Below are 17,252 nucleotides of genomic sequence, written 5' to 3'. Positions count from 1 at the left end.
ATCGAAAAAGATTCGTCCATTCAAAGCAAATCTACGGATAACTTTAAAATGAATACAGATGGAATTACAGCTGATCTATTCGTGCCCGCACCGCTGGATCCAATGGAACTGGAAGACATCAACTCGCCATCTGTCTCATTTTGGCAAGAGGCATTCCACCGATTATTTAAGAATAAGGGAGCAGTTATTTCACTGGTTTTACTCGTATTGCTAATCATTTTGGCTCTAATAGGTCCCTTAATGAATGAACATACGTACCGAAGTCAAAACTTGGTTCACTCTAATTTACCTGCAAAAGTCCCTGGACTTGGGTGGCTTGGTTTTGATGGAACAGATATAAAAGGTGTAGATGTTTATGAAAAAAGAAATATAGAAGCAAATTACTGGTTCGGGACAGATGAATTTGGCCGGGATTTATGGACAAGGGTATGGAAAGGAACGCAAATCTCACTCTTCATTGCGCTTGTTGCTGCGGCTTTAGATTTAGTTATTGGTGTCGTTTATGGCGGTATCTCCTCCTTCTACGGAGGCAGAGTAGATAATGTTATGCAACGAATAATTGAAGTATTAATGGGAATACCGAATTTGATTATCATTATCTTATTCATACTCATTCTTGAACCGGGTATTACGTCCATTATTTTAGCGATGGTGATAACCGGGTGGGTAGGAATGGCACGTGTTGTACGCGGACAAATTTTGCAATTGAAAAGTCAAGAATTTGTCCTAGCCTCCCAAACGCTCGGTGCATCAAATTCTAGATTGATTTGGAGGCATTTATTGCCAAACGTAATGGGGCCGATTATCGTTACCATCATGTTTACAATTCCTACAGCCATATTCTTCGAAGCCTTTTTAAGTTTCATAGGCTTAGGATTGCAGGCGCCACAAGCATCGCTTGGTGTGTTAATTGAAGATGGCTATAAATCTATGAGGTATTTCGCATACAAGCTACTATTCCCAGCACTTGTAATAAGTACGATTATGATTTGCTTCAATCTACTCGCTGATGGATTACGTGATGCGTTAGATCCGAAAATGAGAAAATAGGGAGTGGGTCTTTAATGAATGAAGAAATATTGTCAGTCAATAACTTACACATTTCCTTCCAGACCCAAACAGGTGCGGTTAAGGCGGTAAGAGGTGTGAATTTCAAGTTAAACAAAGGTGAAACGTTGGCGATTGTTGGTGAATCAGGTTCAGGGAAATCTGTTACCGCAAAATCAATTATGCGTCTTTTACCAAAGCATAATACATTAATTCCACAAGGGGACATCACTTACGAGGGGCGGGATCTTTTAAAACTATCGTTAAGTGATATGCAGAAGGTAAGAGGCTCAGAAATATCAATGGTGTTCCAAGATCCAATGACTTCCTTGAATCCGACGATGAAAATCGGGAAACAAATTATGGAGGGCCTCATAAAACATCAGAAGATGACAAAAAAAGAGGCCAAACAAAGAGCATTTCAAATGCTTAAAATGGTCGGTATACCGAATGCTGAAGAGCGCCTAGATGGGTATCCGCATCAGTTTTCAGGTGGAATGAGGCAGCGCGTTGTCATTGCAATGGCGCTTGCTTGTAATCCCAAAGTATTAATAGCTGACGAGCCGACAACAGCTCTCGATGTAACAATTCAAGCTCAAATCCTGCGGTTAATGAAGGACTTGCAAGAAAAAATGGATACGGCAATTGTTTTAATTACGCATGATCTTGGCGTTGTCGCAAACATGGCTAATCGAGTTGCTGTCATGTATGCGGGTGAAATCGTGGAGCAAGGGACGCTAGATGAAATTTTTTATGAACCACAACACCCGTATACGTTAGGACTTCTTCATTCCATGCCTAACTTGAATGCCAGTCGATCCGAGCCACTTATTCCTATTCCGGGTTCACCGCCAGACTTAGCAACACTTGGTACAGGCTGTCCATTTGCTGCCCGTTGTCCGTATACGATGAAGGTCTGTCATAACTTCCATCCAGAAACGACGCAGCTTGGTGAAAGTCACTCAGTTTCATGTTGGCTGCAAGATGTGCGAACGCCGGCCGAACATGTCCCGGAAAAAGTTAGGAGTGTAAAATAATGAATATGAATGAAGATTTATTAGTCGTTACAGAATTGAAAAAACATTTCAAGCTTAATAAGAATAGTACATTAAAAGCCGTTGATGGAATTAGTTTTACGATAAAAAGAGGGGAGACGCTGGGTCTTGTTGGTGAGTCAGGATGTGGGAAATCGACAGTCGGGAGAACCATTACTCAAATTTATGAGCCTTCGAGTGGCGAAATTCTTTTTGCTAATGAAGTAGTCCATTCAAAACGCGGTAAACAAGAGCAAAAAAAGAAGAAGCGCAATATGCAAATGATTTTCCAAGATCCCTATTCTTCATTGAATCCGCGTATGACTGTTATGGAAATCATTTCAGAGGGGCTAGTCATTCATTCAGCCGAGTTATCATTGAAAGAACGAGAAGTAAAAGTGAATGAGCTGTTAGAGCTCGTGGGCTTGAACAAAAAACATTCGCAAAGGTATCCTCATGAATTCAGCGGAGGGCAAAGGCAGCGTATCGGTATTGCACGTGCATTGGCCGTTGAGCCAGAATTTATTGTCGCAGATGAACCAATCGCTGCACTGGATGTATCGATACAGGCCCAAATCGTCAACTTATTGAAGAAACTCCAAAAAGAAAAAGAGCTTACTTTTTTATTCATTGCGCATGATTTATCAATGGTGAAATACATAAGCGACCGAATTGCAGTTATGTATTTAGGGAAAATTGTGGAGTTAACGGAAAGTGAAACGCTTTATGAGAAACCATTGCATCCTTATACTGAGGCTCTACTTTCAGCTATCCCATTGCCCGATCCGAACCTGGAGCGCTCTAGAAAACAAATTGTCCTGAAAGGTGACGTCCCTAGTCCAATCGACATTCCAAGTGGATGTAGGTTCCGGACGAGATGTCCGAAAGCGATGAAAGTTTGTGCGGAGCTTGAACCGGCGTTTATGGAAGTAGAGAAGGGCCACTATGTCGCCTGTCATTTGCATGATGAAAAAGTAATGTCCCGACAAGATGCAGTTCCAATTAATGTAGAGTTGTCCTGATTAGCAGGGGCAACTTTTTTGTTTGCTAAAGATCGTTTAAGATAACGTTATCTACTAGCATAATCCCTATAAATGTAATATCTATAATTAATTAAGCGAAGGCGCCTTAAAAGGGGTAGCCGAAGCCCTAAGACTGGCAGCAAAGCTGCTTGGCTTATGGCGGGAGGCATCCCCGAGCGCCGCAGCGGATTCAATGGTGTTCCAGATTTCAACCTATACAGTCTTATTATTAACACAATCATTTCCTGTCTAATACTACCTATCTACTTAATAACAATAAACTTACGAAGGGATTGATACAATTGATGCAGTGGGAACAATTTGAAAAGTTTATAGTGGAAGTAATGGAAAAGGAACAAATACCGGGTGTTGCAGTTGCACTTTCGAAAAACGGACAATCCATTTATGAGCGAGGATTTGGGACAAGGAATTTTGAAACGAATGAGCCGGTCACCCCAGAAACGATTTTCGGAATCGCATCAATCACAAAATCATTTACCGCACTTGCTATTATGAAACTGGCAGAAGAAGGACGTTTACAAGTTGAAGACGCGGTGATCGAGCATCTTCCTGAATTTCAATTAGTCGATTATGCCGATATAGAGGATATAAAAATACGTCATCTCCTTTCTCACACAACAGGTCTTGCAACAATGGAGCGAAAGGAACAACTCACGAAATTCGATGAACATCTTCATTATTTAAACGAAAAAGCATGGAGCTGGGTAGGGAAGCCTGGGGAATATATGTGCTATAACAATGATATGTTTCTCTTACTGGGCGCAATTATTGAAAAAATAACTGGCGAAAATTATCAGTCATATATCAATAATCAAATTATAAACCCCTTACAAATGACCAGAACGACATATAATCTTCTTGGATTACAGAGTTTTGAAAATGTCACAACACCATATGTGCTGGAGGATGGTAAGCCGGTAGCATGTCCGTGGCCGACGTTAGGAAATTATGCCGTTGGGGGTGGTATTCGGTCGACGGTAGTTGATTTGTTGAAATACGGAAACATCTATGTGGATGTACTTGAAAGGAATATTGTCAGTAGGGCGTATACTTCACAAATGGCACAACCCGTTCATCAAACGAATGGCAAGAGTTTTTATGGGTTTGCCCTTCAAACGACTCCAAATTACTCAGCGGTTACATTAGTCGAACATGGCGGAGGCCAGCCGGGTGTATCTTCTAATTTCGGTTTCATTCCAGAAAAGGGAATTGTTGCTGTCGTTTTAGCGAATATGAGCGGTGTAAGTGCCGACGCAATTTGGCTTGCGGCTGTGAATACTGCATTAGGTATCCCAATCGACCAAAAGAGAAACACAGAGCCTGAATTTGAAATGACTAAAGAACAAAAACAGCGTGTACTCGGGACATATATATCAGCTGAAGGGTCCCAAGTTGATATTTCATTAGAAGATCAAACCGTCATGGCAACAATTGATAATAAAACCTACACACTTCGCGCAAGTAACGAGACAACACTAATAATTATGCCGCTCGAGAAGCCGATTCGGTTCTTTATTGATGAAAAGAATGAAGCATGGGCACTATTTATTGGGCTAAGAATGCTAGTAAAGAGTAGGTAGTAATCACGAGTATGTATATAGTGAAATATTCCATCAAACACGCATCAGCTACCTCTTGTAAGGCGCATACGCTCAATTTATACAGGTATTCATAAGTATATATGTTGAATTAAAAAATACTATTGAATCTGTTGTGGCGCTCAATAATGAGAGAGGTGTGATTCGGGGTGTGTAGAACGCTTGACGCCTCGCATCCAGTCTCACGGCTTCGGCTACCCCTTTGCCGCGCCTACGCTAGCGTTGTTCATTGTTGAAGAGAGTTATGATTCGGAGTGTATATGCCGAGGTTATAATGTGATTATTTTTTGATGGTGATTTAATTCAAGAAAGACGCACTAGAGATTGCAGGTCTCATTTCGGTAACGAAATGCTCTTTCTCACATAGTCCATCCAGCGAAGGTGCGTCTTCGTGGTAGCCGGAGCGATGAGACTGAAAGGGGTCTTCTTTCTGGCTTATCGCGGGAGGCATCCACAAAGCGTCGAAGCGGTATTGGCAGGAATTCTAATTTGCTCTATGTAGTGGGGCTTTTTCAGTGGCCACCCAAAAGCCTTTGTAAAGCGTATACGCCGTATTCATTTGTTCGACATATATAGTTGTTTTTAAAATACAAAAAGACCAGGTCTGCAGAGACCTGGTCCATTCATAATCGCATGTTATCATTTGCGGATTTTTTCGATTTCATCCGCAACGAATTGTACATTTGTGCCAACAATAACTTGAATACTTTGTGGCCCTACCACGTTTATCCCTGGTACGCCTGTATCTTTAATTTTCTTTTGGTTGACCGCATTCATATCTTTTACTTCTACACGTAAGCGTGTTGCACAGTAGTCAACGGAAGTTACGTTAGCGTCTCCGCCTAACCCCTCAAAAATCGTAGCGGCCATGCCTGAGAATTTATTACCTGTTGTAGTACTTGCTACTCCGTCTACATCCTCATCTGCTACATCCTCATCGTCTTCTCTACCTGGTGTTTTTAAGTTGAATTTCACGATTAAGAAACGGAATAGGAAGTAGTAAATGACTGCAAAGACTAAACCTTGAACGATTAACATATAGGGTTGGTTAGCAAGTGGTAATCTGAAACTCAAGACTAAATCGACAAAACCAGCACTAAATCCAAATCCTGCTGTCCAGTGGAAAGTAGCGGCAATAAACAACGATAAACCTGTTAACGCTGCATGCACAACATAAAGAGCTGGTGCCAAGAACATAAATGCAAATTCAAGTGGTTCTGTAACACCTGTAAAGAATGCAGCGAAACCTGCTGCTAACATCAAAGATGCTGCTTGTTTTTTTCTTTTTGTTTTAGCTGTATGATACATTGCAAGTGCTGCAGCGGGTAGCCCAAACATCATAATTGGGAAGAAACCTGCCTGATACATACCGGTAACACCCTTCGTGCCTGTTCCAGCCCAGAAGTTACCAATGTCATTAATACCAGCAACATCAAACCAAAATACGGAGTTCAATGCATGGTGTAATCCGGTAGGGATCAATAGTCGGTTAAAGAAGCCGTATAATCCTGCACCAGTAGCACCTAATCCACTAATACCTTCACCAAAACTAACTAAAGCTGTGTATACAATAGGCCAGATAAAGAATAATGCTGCTGAAGCGACTAACATAGCGGCAGCTGTCATAATGGGAACTAAGCGTTTTCCACTAAAGAAGGCAAGTGCATCCGGTAACTGTACATGACTAAAACGATTGTACATAATGGATGCGATAATTCCAGACAATATCCCGATAAATTGGTTTTCAATTTTTTCAAATGCAGGATTTACATTAGCAATATCCGTGCTAAGTAACATAGCTACCGAATCTGTTGATAGCAATGTCGTAGTTACGAGGAAAGCGACCAAACCACTTAACGCGGCAGAGCCATCCTTATCTTTGGACATACCCAGTGCTACCCCGACTGCGAAAAGAATAGACATATTTTGGCTGTCGAGAATCGAAGACCCGGCTTTGATTAAGAAGGCAGCTAATACGTTTCCTGAACCCCAACCATCATGGTCAATCCAATACCCGATCCCCATTAAAATTGCCGCAGCAGGTAATACAGCTACAGGTAACATCAAAGAACGGCCAAGCTTTTGAAGGTATTTCATCATGTTAAACTCACCCCTATTCATAGTTTTTAGATAGTTTGTTCGGAAGAATATATATGATGACGACTCATGTTGACTTTATTGCTTTCTTAATCGTTCAATATGAAGTGCGATATAGCCCAACTCTTGTTCATGCAGCTCGACTGCATGTAACACAACTAATTCCTTTGCAACCTCGGTTGCACAATTATATGAAAGAGGAAACTTCTTTTTAATCATGACCAACATTTCCTCATCCATCGTGTGAAGCCCATACTGATTCATTCTTGTTAGGGTGGAGCGAAGATGCGTAATTAGGCGATGATAAGAAATATCGTCCTCTTCAATCGTGATCATTAAGTGTTCCTTGATTGTTTGGACCATGTCTCTAATAATCGCCGTTTGTCTTAGGGTTTGATGCAAATCACCTCCTTGCGGTTTCATGGTATGGATATGAAGTGCAATATAAGCGGCTTCATCCTCAGGCATGTCCACTTGACATCTTTCTTTTATATGTTGGATTGCCCAAAGCCCAATTTCAAATTCTCTTCTATAAAGTATTTTTATTTCATGCAATAACTTATTATTTAGATGAATACCATCTCTAATTCTTTCGATTGCAAATGACAGATGATCAGTAAGGACGATGTGAATATGCTCGTTTAATTTCGTGCCCATATACGCCTCTGCGTATGTAATAATTTCTTCTGAGATGGTGAAATGCTCTTCTGGAATTCGACTTAGAAGCTGCTGTAACTTGTCATTCTCCCTCATAACAAATAACTTTTCGATTTTTTCGACATTCACAATGTCGTTGCGTTTCTTATTAAAAGCAATCCCAGTGCCAACAGCAATCTTCTCATGCTGGCCATCTAGTACGACGACAGCGTTATTATTGAGAATCTTTGTTATTTTCATCGAAAGTCACCGCCTTCTTTTCACTGGATATACTCATGCATTACTTAGTGGAAATTGTCATTAACACTGTTTCTCCCATGATGCCTTCTTTTGCAACTTCGCACTTTACATTCCGTTCCGCACTATTTGTAATCACGATGGGTGTTATAATGCTTTTTGCATGTTCGCTAATATAATCCCAATCTACTTCAATAAGTGATTGACCGACCGAAACTGCGTCACCTGCTTTGACTAATACTGTAAAACCATTTCCTTTTAATGAAACCGTTTCCAATCCGATGTGAATAAGAATTTCTGTCCCATCACTTGAACGGAGGCCAATGGCGTGCTTTGTATCGGATACTAAGATGACAGTTCCATCTATAGGAGCATGAATACTACCTTTCTTTGGCATGATAGCGACTCCTTCGCCCAACATTTTTTGGCTAAAGACTGGGTCCGGAACTTGGTCAAGTGGGATTATTTCTCCATTAATAGGTGCGAATATCTGTAATTTACTCTTCTTGAATAATTTTGATAGCATGTCTGTGGACTCCTTTATTGTCGGTGATGTAGGGCTCGTATCCCTCGATTTATATTGTGCAATCACAACGAGCAAACAAGAAAAGGCATGGGGTAAAAAAGAAGATTTTAAAAAAACCTTCTAAGTTTACCACCATGCCTGATCGAGTCAGTAACATGTGATCCGCTATTAAACTTCTATTCGGATAATAACATTTAACTAATTATAATGCAATAGAAAAATAAACTTTTTTTTACAAGGCTGCAAGCTTATAGTTCTATCGGTTTATTCACCGAAGACGCCTTATGCTTTTCTTATTTAGATTTTAAGCTGATGAGGATGAGTAAAATTCCGCCAAAGAGACAAATCATCCTTACGAATGAAATTTTTTCAGTTAGTCCAACCAATGCTATTCCTGTCGTAATAATTAAAATACATGGACCTACTAAGGCCAGTAGGGTGTTGATATAAAAGGCTTTTTCTAAATCATTAAATTTAAACATAAACATTGCTGCTGTAATATCAATACTTCCTGATAAAATTCTCAATAAAATTATGAAAATAAGTGCTTTTTCCATCAATGAATAAGACGCCTCCACCCTTTGTTATCCAGCTATATTAGCCTGCCCCTAATCGTAGTTACTAAAGTGTATGTCTGCTTTCCTTCTATTAGTAGAGAAATATGAAAAGCTCTTAGATGGATCCTTCTATAATATGTTGAATAAATGAATACCTATATTTACCGATCGAAGGTGCCTTACAAGGGGGAGCCGTAGCGAATTCAATGGGATTCTTTATCTCACTCCGTTTGAAATAATGTTTCGGAATTAAATTGTTTTTTATAGATAAGTGAAGAAAAATGAACCCGGGTAGAGTGTTATTCGATGAAACAAACTATTATGTAATTCATTGGATATATGATAAACTAGATGTAAGTTAATATATTGGGTTTGAGCTAATGAGAGACCTCAGGGAATGGTTGCGTATCGCAACTTATTTCTTGAGGTCTCTTTTTTCACTTATAAAATACCATGATTTAGAAGGAGACGAGATAAATGACAAACTTTTCATCATTAGAACGGGAAGAGACATTAGACAAATTAGCAACAGAGGAATTTGATTTACTCATAATCGGAGGGGGAATTTCAGGAGCTGGAATCGCTTTAGATGCTACGGCACGTGGGTTGAAAACAGCGCTTGTCGAGATGCAAGACTTTGCTTCGGGTACTTCAAGCCGTTCGACAAAACTTGTCCATGGCGGATTACGTTATTTAAAACAATTTCAAATTAAAGAAGTAGCGGAACTTGGAAAAGAGCGGGCAATCGTCTATGAAAATGGACCACATGTCACGACTCCAGAATGGATGGTCCTTCCTTTTCATAAAGGAGGAACGTTTGGCAAATACTCGACTTCCTTTGGTTTGAAAGTATATGACTTTCTCGCAGGCGTTAAGAAAGCTGAAAGAAGAAGGATGTTAACAAAAGAAGAAACCCTTCAGAAAGCACCGCTTGTGAAACAAGAAGGATTATTAGGCGGCGGCATTTACGTCGAATACCGTACTGATGATGCTCGCCTAACAATTGAAGTTATGAAAGCGGCCGCTGAAAAAGGCGCAACCTTAGCAAACTATGCAAAAGCAGAAACCTTTATTTATAAACAAGAAAAAATTGCCGGTGTGCAAGTGTTAGATACATTAACAAATAAAAAAGTTGTTATTAAGGCGAAAAAAGTTGTCAATGCGGCTGGACCTTGGGTAGATGATGTGAAGGGGATCGAAGGCGAGGCTACAACAAAAGGAAAACACTTAATTTTATCAAAAGGTGTGCATCTTGTATTCGATCAAAAAGACTTTCCGTTGCACCAAGCAGTTTATTTTGACACACCCGATAAACGTATGATTTTTGCAGTGCCTCGCGATGGAAAAGCTTATGTGGGAACAACGGATACATTCTATGAAGGAGATCCGAAAGTGATGCAAATTACTGAAGAGGATCGCTCGTATATCTTAAATGCGATTCAATATATGTTCCCTAGTCTTAACTTGACAGCGGAAAACGTAGAGTCAAGTTGGGCAGGAGTCCGACCACTCATCCATGAGGAGGGCAAAGGTCCGTCGGAAGTATCGAGAAAAGATGAGATTTGGGAATCGGAGAAAGGTCTCATTACAATTGCAGGTGGGAAATTGACCGGCTATCGTAAAATGGCGGAAACTGTGGTGGATAAAATAGTTGATCAGCTTAGTCATGAAGAAATTCGTCATTTTAATAAGTGTGTGACGAAGAATTTGCCAATCTCAGGTGGTGATATTGGTGGTTCATCAAATATGAACCGTTTTATGGCCCAGGCGATTGAAAAAGGACAATTAGCTGGATTTACGGAACGACAAAGCCGACACTTGGCAACACTTTATGGCACCAATGTTGACCAAGTATTTGCGATTCCCTTTGAAGCAAACACAGCAATTCCACGTATTCTTTATGTGAAATTACGTTATGCAATTGAATCTGAAATGGTTGCCAAACCAACTGATTTCTTTGTTCGGAGAACTGGGGATATGTTCTTCAATATTGACAACGTTAAAGCTGGGAAAAAAGACGTGCTAGATGAAATGGCATTCATTTTCGAGTGGACAGATGCAGAGCGTCAGCAATACGAAAAAGAACTGGCTGATGAGCTGACAATTGCAACAACAGTGTTGTAACATGCTATATTGGAGACAGGAAGCATGAAAGGAGGCAGTGCAAAAGATGCCTTTTCACGATCAAAAGATATTGCCCGCTGCGCGAAGCTTAAAGCAGTTTGAACAGTTGCTAAAAAGCCCATTTGAATACATTGTTCTCTTAGAAGTGCATGTTGGCAATCTTAAAACGCTCAAAACAGAAGCAGAGAAATATGGGAAAAAAGTAATCATCCATGCCGATTTGATTCAAGGATTGAAAACGGATAATTTTGCTGCCGATTTTCTATGCAATGACATTAGACCAGCTGGCATTATTTCGACGAGGTCCAATATGATCATGAAAGCGAAAGCCAAAGGAATTATCGCTATTCAACGCATGTTTCTCTTAGATACAATCGCTTTGGAAAAAAGTTATTCCTTGATTGATCAGACAGTTCCTGACTATATTGAAATGTTGCCGGGGGTAATACCAGAACTCATTAGCGAAGTGTATGATAGAACAGGAATTCCAATTATTAATGGAGGCTTGATTCGGACAAAAAAACATGTCCAAGATGCATTGGATGCGGGTGCTGTCGCAGTAACAACATCAGACCATGAGCTGTGGGATTCATTCATCAAAGATTGACAGTCTTTTTTAATAAGAATATACTAATAGCAAGTCAATAGTAAGTGGTTGAGCTAAGGAGTCCACGTTTGAACCCTACGTAATGTAGGTGTTTAAACGTGGGCTTTTTCATGTCTAAATTCAACCATTACAAAATAGAAACGAAGGTGGATTAAAAATGACACCCTTTATAGCAGAGCTTGTTGGGACAATGATTTTAATTATTTTCGGTGCTGGAGTCGTCGGTGGTGTTTTGATGAAGAAGTCGAAAGCCCAAGACTCTGGTTGGATTGTAATCACAATTGGATGGGGACTCGCCGTTGCAATGGGGGTATATGCAGTTGGTGGTGTCAGCGGTGCACACTTGAATCCCGCGGTGACCCTCGGAATGGCTTCCATTGGTGAATTCCCGTGGGCTGATGTCCCCATGTATATGCTAGCTCAAATACTTGGAGCGATTTGTGGAGCAATCATTGTTTATTTCCATTACTTGCCTCACTGGAAGGAAACTGAAGACGAAGCGGCGAAGTTATCTGTATTCGCTACAATTCCGGCAATACGTCATCCACTCTCCAATTTAACGAGTGAAATAATTGGTACGTTCATTTTACTGCTTGGTTTACTAGCAATCGGTACAAATGAGTTTACGGAAGGCCTGAATCCACTAATTGTAGGTGCGTTGATTGTTGCCATTGGGGTCTCATTGGGTGGAACAACTGGCTATGCCATTAACCCAGCCCGTGATCTAGGCCCGCGTATAGCCCATTTCTTTTTACCGATTCCTGGGAAAGGGAAGTCGGATTGGAGTTACGCATGGATACCTGTCGTAGGTCCGTTATTGGGAGGAACATTTGGTGCGCTGTTTTATCAACAAGTGTTTGAAGGTGTTACTAGCATTGCATTTTGGATTGTTGGTAGTATTGTGTTAGCGGTATTGTTAGGTGCACAGTATTCATTAAGAAAAGAGTCGGCACAAGTCGCAAAACAAAGTATTACAGAGTAGCTAAGAAGATTCATACATTATGTAATAAAAACTCACTATATGGGGGACTAAATAATGACTAAAAAATATATAATGGCTCTTGACCAAGGCACAACAAGTTCGCGAGCAATTCTATTCGATAAAAGCGGTAAGATTTTACATACAGTCCAACAGGAATTCACTCAATACTTTCCTCAATCTGGATGGGTCGAACATAATGCAGACGAAATCTGGAGCTCCGTTTTAGCTGTTATTGCAGGTGTATTGTCAGAAAAGAATATTGCAGCTGAACAAATCGAAGGCATTGGCATAACAAATCAGCGCGAAACAACAGTTATATGGGATAAAAATACAGGAAAACCAATTTACAATGCCATTGTTTGGCAATCACGTCAAACTGCTGAAATATGCGACGATCTGAAAGAGAGCGGTTACAATGATCTGTTTCGAGATAAAACTGGCTTACTTATCGATGCTTATTTCTCAGGCACAAAAGTGAAATGGATTTTGGACAATGTACAAGGGGCAAGAGAAAAAGCGGAGCGTGGAGATCTTCTATTTGGAACAATTGACACATGGATTGTATGGAAACTATCTGGCGGGAAAAGGCATGTAACCGACTATTCCAATGCTTCGAGAACACTTATGTACAATATTCACGAATTAAAATGGGATGAGGAATTGCTCTCTATCTTAGACGTCCCTGCGTCAATGCTACCAGAGGTCCGTCCCTCTTCTGAGATTTATGCGCATACGGAAAAAAGTCACTTCTTTGGTCATGCTGCTCCGATTGCTGGAATCGCCGGTGATCAACAAGCCGCATTGTTCGGGCAAGCTTGTTTTGAAAGTGGGATGGTAAAAAACACATATGGAACTGGTTGCTTCATGTTAATGAATACGGGGGATAAAGCAGTCAAGTCAGATCATGGTCTATTGACAACCCTTGCGTGGGGAATCGACGGAAAAGTAGAGTATGCACTTGAAGGTAGTATTTTCGTTGCAGGATCTGCCATTCAGTGGTTGCGTGATGGACTTAGAATGTTCCGTAATTCATCTGAAAGTGAAGAATACGCTAAACGCGTAAAATCGACAGAAGGCGTTTACGTTGTGCCAGCATTTGTCGGCCTTGGAACACCTTACTGGGATAGCGATGTAAGAGGTGCCATTTTCGGATTGACACGTGGTACAGAGAAAGAACATCTTATTCGTGCAACATTGGAATCACTTGCATATCAAACAAAGGATGTACTTGATGCAATGGAAGCAGATTCTGGAATCTCTTTAAAAACGTTACGTGTAGACGGCGGCGCAGTTGAAAACGATTTCCTTATGCAATTTCAGGCAGACTTATTAAATGTACCTGTCGAGCGTCCACTGATTAGTGAAACAACTGCACTAGGAGCCGCTTACTTAGCAGGTCTTGCCGTTGGTTTTTGGACGGATCGCTCAGAAATCTCGGCTCATTGGAATCTAGACCGACCTTTCGAACCGAAAATGGAGCAGCAACAACGCGAAGACTTATACGCTGGGTGGCAAAAAGCAGTCAAAGCTGCTATCGCTTTTAAGTAAGATTTGCTGATAATACGCATGGGCATAGATATGACCTTGTAACAACTGAAAGAGCATAATAATAGTATACAACTAAAGAAATAGATGGATGCTAAAACAATCCGCTACTATCAGTTAGGGGTGTGTCTATGCCAGCGATTACAGGAAACGATTATCTTGAACGAATTGATCGGCTACAAACGAATGTATGGATAGATGGTAAACTTGTAACGGACAATATTTCTAAACATCCTGCATTCAAAGGTGTCATGGAAAGCCAGGCAGCGCTATATGATTTGCAATATGATGCGACATGTAAAGACGTCATGACCTATCCATCGCCATCAACTGGAGATTCAATAGGTCTGTCTTATTTACAGCCGAAATCAAAAGAGGATTTAGTTAAAAGGCGGGCAATGGTTCAACAGTGGGCTAAATCGAACAATGGTATGATGGGAAGAAGTCCAGACTATATGAATACTGTGTTAATGGCTCTTGCATCGTCTGTGGGTTTATTGGAAGGAAAAGAAAATTGTTTCCCGGAAAACATACTTGCGTTCTATGAATATGCACGTGAAAATGATTTGTCCATGACACATACATTTATTGACCCACAAGTAAACCGGGGGCAATTCTATTTTGAAGATTCAGAAGAGCCGATTGCTGCCAAAGTGATGGATAGAAACGAAGCGGGAATCATTATAAAAGGTGCACGGTTGCTGGCAACACAGGGCGGCATAACGGATGAAATCATGGTGATTTCAGCGGGTGGGGTTGATGATAAAGCGTATGGATTTGCGTTTTCTATCCCTAGTAATAGTCATGGTCTAAAGTTTGTCTGCAGAGAATCATTTGTTGGGGGCGACTCCACATTTAACTATCCATTAAGTTCGCGGTATGAGGAAATGGATACGATCGTTGTTTTCGACAATGTATTGGTCCCATGGGAGCGCGTGTTTTACTATGACAACATAGAAGTATCGAACAGTTTCGTGGCTTTGAGTTCGTTCTTACCATTTACATTGCATCAAGTTGTTTCTAGACAAATTGTCAAAACGGAATTTGTATTGGGAATAGTTCAGTCAATCATCGAGACCATTAATATCGGTGAATATCAGCATGTTCAAGAAAAGGCTTCTGAAATTATTGTAGCTTTAGAAACAATGAAGGCATTGGTAATGAAATCAGAAATTGAAGCTGAAATCGATGAATGGGGATTTATGCGACCCAATCGAACAACGCTGCAAATCGCGATTAATATATTTCCACGGGTTTACCCGAGATTTACTGAAATCATTCAGCTTTTAGGTGCAAGTGGATTGATGTCCATTCCAACAGAAAAAGCTTTTCAATCAAGTGTTAGAAAAGATTTAGATCAATATTTGCAGGCTAAATCCAAAAATGCAGAGGATCGCGTCAAAATATTTCGTTTAGCATGGGATTTAACGATGAGCTCTTTTGGTACTCGCGAAACGTTATATGAACGATTTTTCTTTGGCGATCCTATTAAACTTTCATGTGAATTATATCGTTCCTATGATAAGAAACCATATGTGAAGCGAGTGAATGATATATTGGGATAAATATTCAATGGAAATTGATTGGCTCTTTTTTAGGAGACAATCAATTTTTTTTTTGGAGAAAAAGGGCATGGCGAGCATAAACTCGTGTGTGGCGGTCATAATGTGCTTCAAGACGGTCATAAAGCCATTCATGGCGATTATAACTCCACTCAAGACGGTCATAACCCATCTCATGGTAATGATATCCTTTAACACGCAAAAAACGCGCAGCGTGACTTAATCGAAACCGTATTGTAATGACACGCTAGAGGAATTAGGCTAAATGAGTGGAATTTACTAATAGATTGGGTAGAGAAGATAGACACCTTTTGTTTGAATGAATTGTTGTTGTTAATAGAAAGGCGGGATATTGGGATGGGAATTAATATTGCATTACTACGCGGCATTAACGTGGGTGGGCATAATAAAATAAAAATGGTAGAACTACGACAGCTATTTGAAATGCTGGGCTTTAGCCGGGTGCAGACCTATATTCAAAGTGGTAACGTTTTGTTCGAATCAGATGAAAGTGAGCAATCCCTAATCAAGTGTATTCAAGGAGAGATTGAAAAAGTCTTCGGATTTTCGATCAATGTTGTAATCAGAACGGCTGCAGAGTTGGAATGGATTACTAAGAATTGTCCGTTTACTGAGGAAGCTGTAGCAGAAGCAAAACTTACTTCAGAAGGAGAAAGCCTTTACGTTTCTTTATTGCAGGACAAGCCTTCACAAGACAGAATCGATCGATTGGGTGCTTATAAAAGTGACAATGATGAGTATTTGATCGAAGGGCGGGAGGTCTATCTGTTGTTCCAGCGTGGTGTTCGAAACGCTAAGCTTGCGAATAATTTACAAAGACTAGAGGTACCTTCGACGATGCGGAATTGGAAAACAATCAACAAGCTCTCAATGTTAGCAAAAGAAATGGAGAATTAACGTTCTGAAATGGGGACATTATAGGAAATGCCTCGTAGGCAATCTAGTCGAACGGTTTGGAAATAATCTAATGCACTATGAATTTGATGCGGATAGGGAAGGGAATAAAGAGACTGCTTGCTGCATTTTTTCTTTTGTTGTCCTTGTAAATGTTGGTAGTATTTTTCCGCCTTCTTTTGTGAATGCTGTTTATAGAGCAATTTACAAGGAGGAAAAACAATGTTGAAATTACAAACTGAGCTTGATGGGCAAAGGGCTTCATTTGGTGTTGTGAGTGATTGTATTCAAGGGCTCGGCTATCACTTAGGTGGAAACTGGGATTATCATAAAGGATGTTTTGACCATATTTTATGCCGCGAAGGCGGTGAAACTATTTATGTGCGAATTCCATTTTTCGTAACGGACGGAGAACTTGATGAATATAATGCTTCCATAGAATTTGAAACACCTTATGTGATTAAGCATGTCGTGCATGTTGGTCTAGATAGTGATGAAAGTTCATTGTTAAATGCAACTGGTTTTAGCCAATTCCAAAAACCGATTGATCCAGATGGGAAAATCGTTGATAAAAATAGGTGGATTCATGCAGGTGAAGTTGCCGTAAAAGAACTTATAGATTGTTTGCATGCTCAAGAGCACCTAAAATCAAGTTAATGGAAATGTCATGATATATAGGTTGAAATAACCTTCCCATTGTATTCGCTTGGGGATTCCTCCC

General features: G+C 40.3%; 15 protein-coding genes. 11 read left to right on the top strand and 4 right to left on the bottom strand.

Going from position 1 to position 17,252, the window contains the following annotated elements:
* Positions 1 to 48: 48 nt before the first annotated feature.
* The 4 genes from opp3C to MKX62_RS22345 all read left to right on the top strand — a co-directional run bounded on the left by opp3C (position 49) and on the right by MKX62_RS22345 (position 4,704).
* Positions 49 to 1,050: an oligopeptide ABC transporter permease gene (gene opp3C / locus MKX62_RS22360; protein WP_067213991.1), complete on the top strand. Its 1,002-nt coding sequence runs from the start codon at positions 49 to 51 to the stop codon at positions 1,048 to 1,050.
* A gap of 14 nt (positions 1,051 to 1,064) precedes the next feature.
* A complete protein-coding gene (locus tag MKX62_RS22355) occupies positions 1,065 to 2,084 on the top strand; it encodes an ABC transporter ATP-binding protein (RefSeq protein ID WP_340742382.1) in 1,020 nt (339 codons plus the stop codon).
* Positions 2,085 to 2,089: 5 nt separating this feature from the next.
* On the top strand, positions 2,090 to 3,103 hold the full coding sequence (locus MKX62_RS22350) for an ABC transporter ATP-binding protein (protein ID WP_340742624.1): 1,014 nt from the start codon (positions 2,090 to 2,092) through the stop codon (positions 3,101 to 3,103).
* Positions 3,104 to 3,408: 305 nt separating this feature from the next.
* Positions 3,409 to 4,704: a serine hydrolase domain-containing protein gene (locus tag MKX62_RS22345; protein WP_340742623.1), complete on the top strand. Its 1,296-nt coding sequence runs from the start codon at positions 3,409 to 3,411 to the stop codon at positions 4,702 to 4,704.
* A 657-nt stretch (positions 4,705 to 5,361) separates the two neighbouring features.
* On the opposite strand, the gene nagE is transcribed toward MKX62_RS22345, so the two are convergent.
* From nagE to MKX62_RS22325, 4 genes are all read right to left on the bottom strand, one after another.
* Positions 5,362 to 6,822 (bottom strand): N-acetylglucosamine-specific PTS transporter subunit IIBC, encoded by a 1,461-nt coding sequence (gene nagE / locus MKX62_RS22340; RefSeq protein WP_187045215.1) that lies wholly within the window; start codon positions 6,820 to 6,822, stop codon positions 5,362 to 5,364.
* 75 nt (positions 6,823 to 6,897) lie between these two features.
* Positions 6,898 to 7,716, bottom strand: a complete 819-nt coding sequence (locus MKX62_RS22335; RefSeq protein WP_067210673.1) for a PRD domain-containing protein — start codon at positions 7,714 to 7,716, stop codon at positions 6,898 to 6,900.
* Positions 7,717 to 7,756: 40 nt separating this feature from the next.
* Positions 7,757 to 8,239, bottom strand: a complete 483-nt coding sequence (locus MKX62_RS22330; protein WP_067210670.1) for a PTS sugar transporter subunit IIA — start codon at positions 8,237 to 8,239, stop codon at positions 7,757 to 7,759.
* 293 nt (positions 8,240 to 8,532) lie between these two features.
* Complete coding sequence (locus MKX62_RS22325; RefSeq protein ID WP_067213988.1) at positions 8,533 to 8,796, bottom strand: YqhV family protein; 264 nt, start codon at positions 8,794 to 8,796, stop codon at positions 8,533 to 8,535.
* Positions 8,797 to 9,273: 477 nt separating this feature from the next.
* Between MKX62_RS22325 and MKX62_RS22320 the strand changes: the two genes are divergently transcribed.
* From MKX62_RS22320 to MKX62_RS22290, 7 genes are all read left to right on the top strand, one after another.
* The gene (locus MKX62_RS22320; RefSeq protein ID WP_340742381.1) at positions 9,274 to 10,920 is read left to right on the top strand and encodes a glycerol-3-phosphate dehydrogenase/oxidase; all 1,647 of its coding nucleotides are present in this window, start codon (positions 9,274 to 9,276) and stop codon (positions 10,918 to 10,920) included.
* A gap of 46 nt (positions 10,921 to 10,966) precedes the next feature.
* Positions 10,967 to 11,527 carry a glycerol-3-phosphate responsive antiterminator gene (locus MKX62_RS22315; RefSeq protein ID WP_067210665.1) on the top strand — a complete coding sequence of 187 codons (561 nt, stop codon included), beginning with the start codon at positions 10,967 to 10,969 and terminating at the stop codon, positions 11,525 to 11,527.
* 157 nt (positions 11,528 to 11,684) lie between these two features.
* Entirely contained in the window at positions 11,685 to 12,509 is an 825-nt protein-coding gene (locus tag MKX62_RS22310; protein WP_340742380.1) for an MIP/aquaporin family protein, read from the top strand.
* Between the two features lie 54 nt (positions 12,510 to 12,563).
* Positions 12,564 to 14,057, top strand: coding sequence for a glycerol kinase GlpK (glpK, locus tag MKX62_RS22305; protein ID WP_340742379.1), 1,494 nt, complete (start codon positions 12,564 to 12,566; stop codon positions 14,055 to 14,057).
* A 128-nt stretch (positions 14,058 to 14,185) separates the two neighbouring features.
* A complete protein-coding gene (gene hpaB, locus MKX62_RS22300) occupies positions 14,186 to 15,619 on the top strand; it encodes a 4-hydroxyphenylacetate 3-monooxygenase, oxygenase component (RefSeq protein WP_340742378.1) in 1,434 nt (477 codons plus the stop codon).
* Between the two features lie 354 nt (positions 15,620 to 15,973).
* On the top strand, positions 15,974 to 16,534 hold the full coding sequence (locus MKX62_RS22295; protein ID WP_340742377.1) for a DUF1697 domain-containing protein: 561 nt from the start codon (positions 15,974 to 15,976) through the stop codon (positions 16,532 to 16,534).
* A gap of 219 nt (positions 16,535 to 16,753) precedes the next feature.
* Positions 16,754 to 17,188, top strand: a complete 435-nt coding sequence (locus MKX62_RS22290; protein WP_067210656.1) for a YugN family protein — start codon at positions 16,754 to 16,756, stop codon at positions 17,186 to 17,188.
* Positions 17,189 to 17,252: the final 64 nt, after the last annotated feature.

It is taken from the genome of Sporosarcina sp. FSL K6-5500 (assembly GCF_038005665.1).
Lineage (GTDB): Bacteria > Bacillota > Bacilli > Bacillales_A > Planococcaceae > Sporosarcina > Sporosarcina psychrophila.
Note: the sequence above shows the minus strand (reverse complement) of the source record. Positions and strands in the feature narration are given on the sequence as shown.

Coding starts and splice junctions, on each gene's coding strand:
- hpaB (WP_340742378.1), top strand. CDS start 14,186: ATGCCAGCGATTACAGGAAACGATTATCTTGAACGAATTGATCGGCTA.
- MKX62_RS22350 (WP_340742624.1), top strand. CDS start 2,090: ATGAATGAAGATTTATTAGTCGTTACAGAATTGAAAAAACATTTCAAG.
- MKX62_RS22310 (WP_340742380.1), top strand. CDS start 11,685: ATGACACCCTTTATAGCAGAGCTTGTTGGGACAATGATTTTAATTATT.
- MKX62_RS22330 (WP_067210670.1), bottom strand. CDS start 8,239: ATGCTATCAAAATTATTCAAGAAGAGTAAATTACAGATATTCGCACCT.
- MKX62_RS22290 (WP_067210656.1), top strand. CDS start 16,754: ATGTTGAAATTACAAACTGAGCTTGATGGGCAAAGGGCTTCATTTGGT.
- MKX62_RS22325 (WP_067213988.1), bottom strand. CDS start 8,796: ATGGAAAAAGCACTTATTTTCATAATTTTATTGAGAATTTTATCAGGA.
- MKX62_RS22315 (WP_067210665.1), top strand. CDS start 10,967: ATGCCTTTTCACGATCAAAAGATATTGCCCGCTGCGCGAAGCTTAAAG.
- MKX62_RS22295 (WP_340742377.1), top strand. CDS start 15,974: ATGGGAATTAATATTGCATTACTACGCGGCATTAACGTGGGTGGGCAT.
- nagE (WP_187045215.1), bottom strand. CDS start 6,822: ATGATGAAATACCTTCAAAAGCTTGGCCGTTCTTTGATGTTACCTGTA.
- MKX62_RS22335 (WP_067210673.1), bottom strand. CDS start 7,716: ATGAAAATAACAAAGATTCTCAATAATAACGCTGTCGTCGTACTAGAT.
- MKX62_RS22355 (WP_340742382.1), top strand. CDS start 1,065: ATGAATGAAGAAATATTGTCAGTCAATAACTTACACATTTCCTTCCAG.
- glpK (WP_340742379.1), top strand. CDS start 12,564: ATGACTAAAAAATATATAATGGCTCTTGACCAAGGCACAACAAGTTCG.
- MKX62_RS22345 (WP_340742623.1), top strand. CDS start 3,409: ATGCAGTGGGAACAATTTGAAAAGTTTATAGTGGAAGTAATGGAAAAG.
- MKX62_RS22320 (WP_340742381.1), top strand. CDS start 9,274: ATGACAAACTTTTCATCATTAGAACGGGAAGAGACATTAGACAAATTA.
- opp3C (WP_067213991.1), top strand. CDS start 49: ATGAATACAGATGGAATTACAGCTGATCTATTCGTGCCCGCACCGCTG.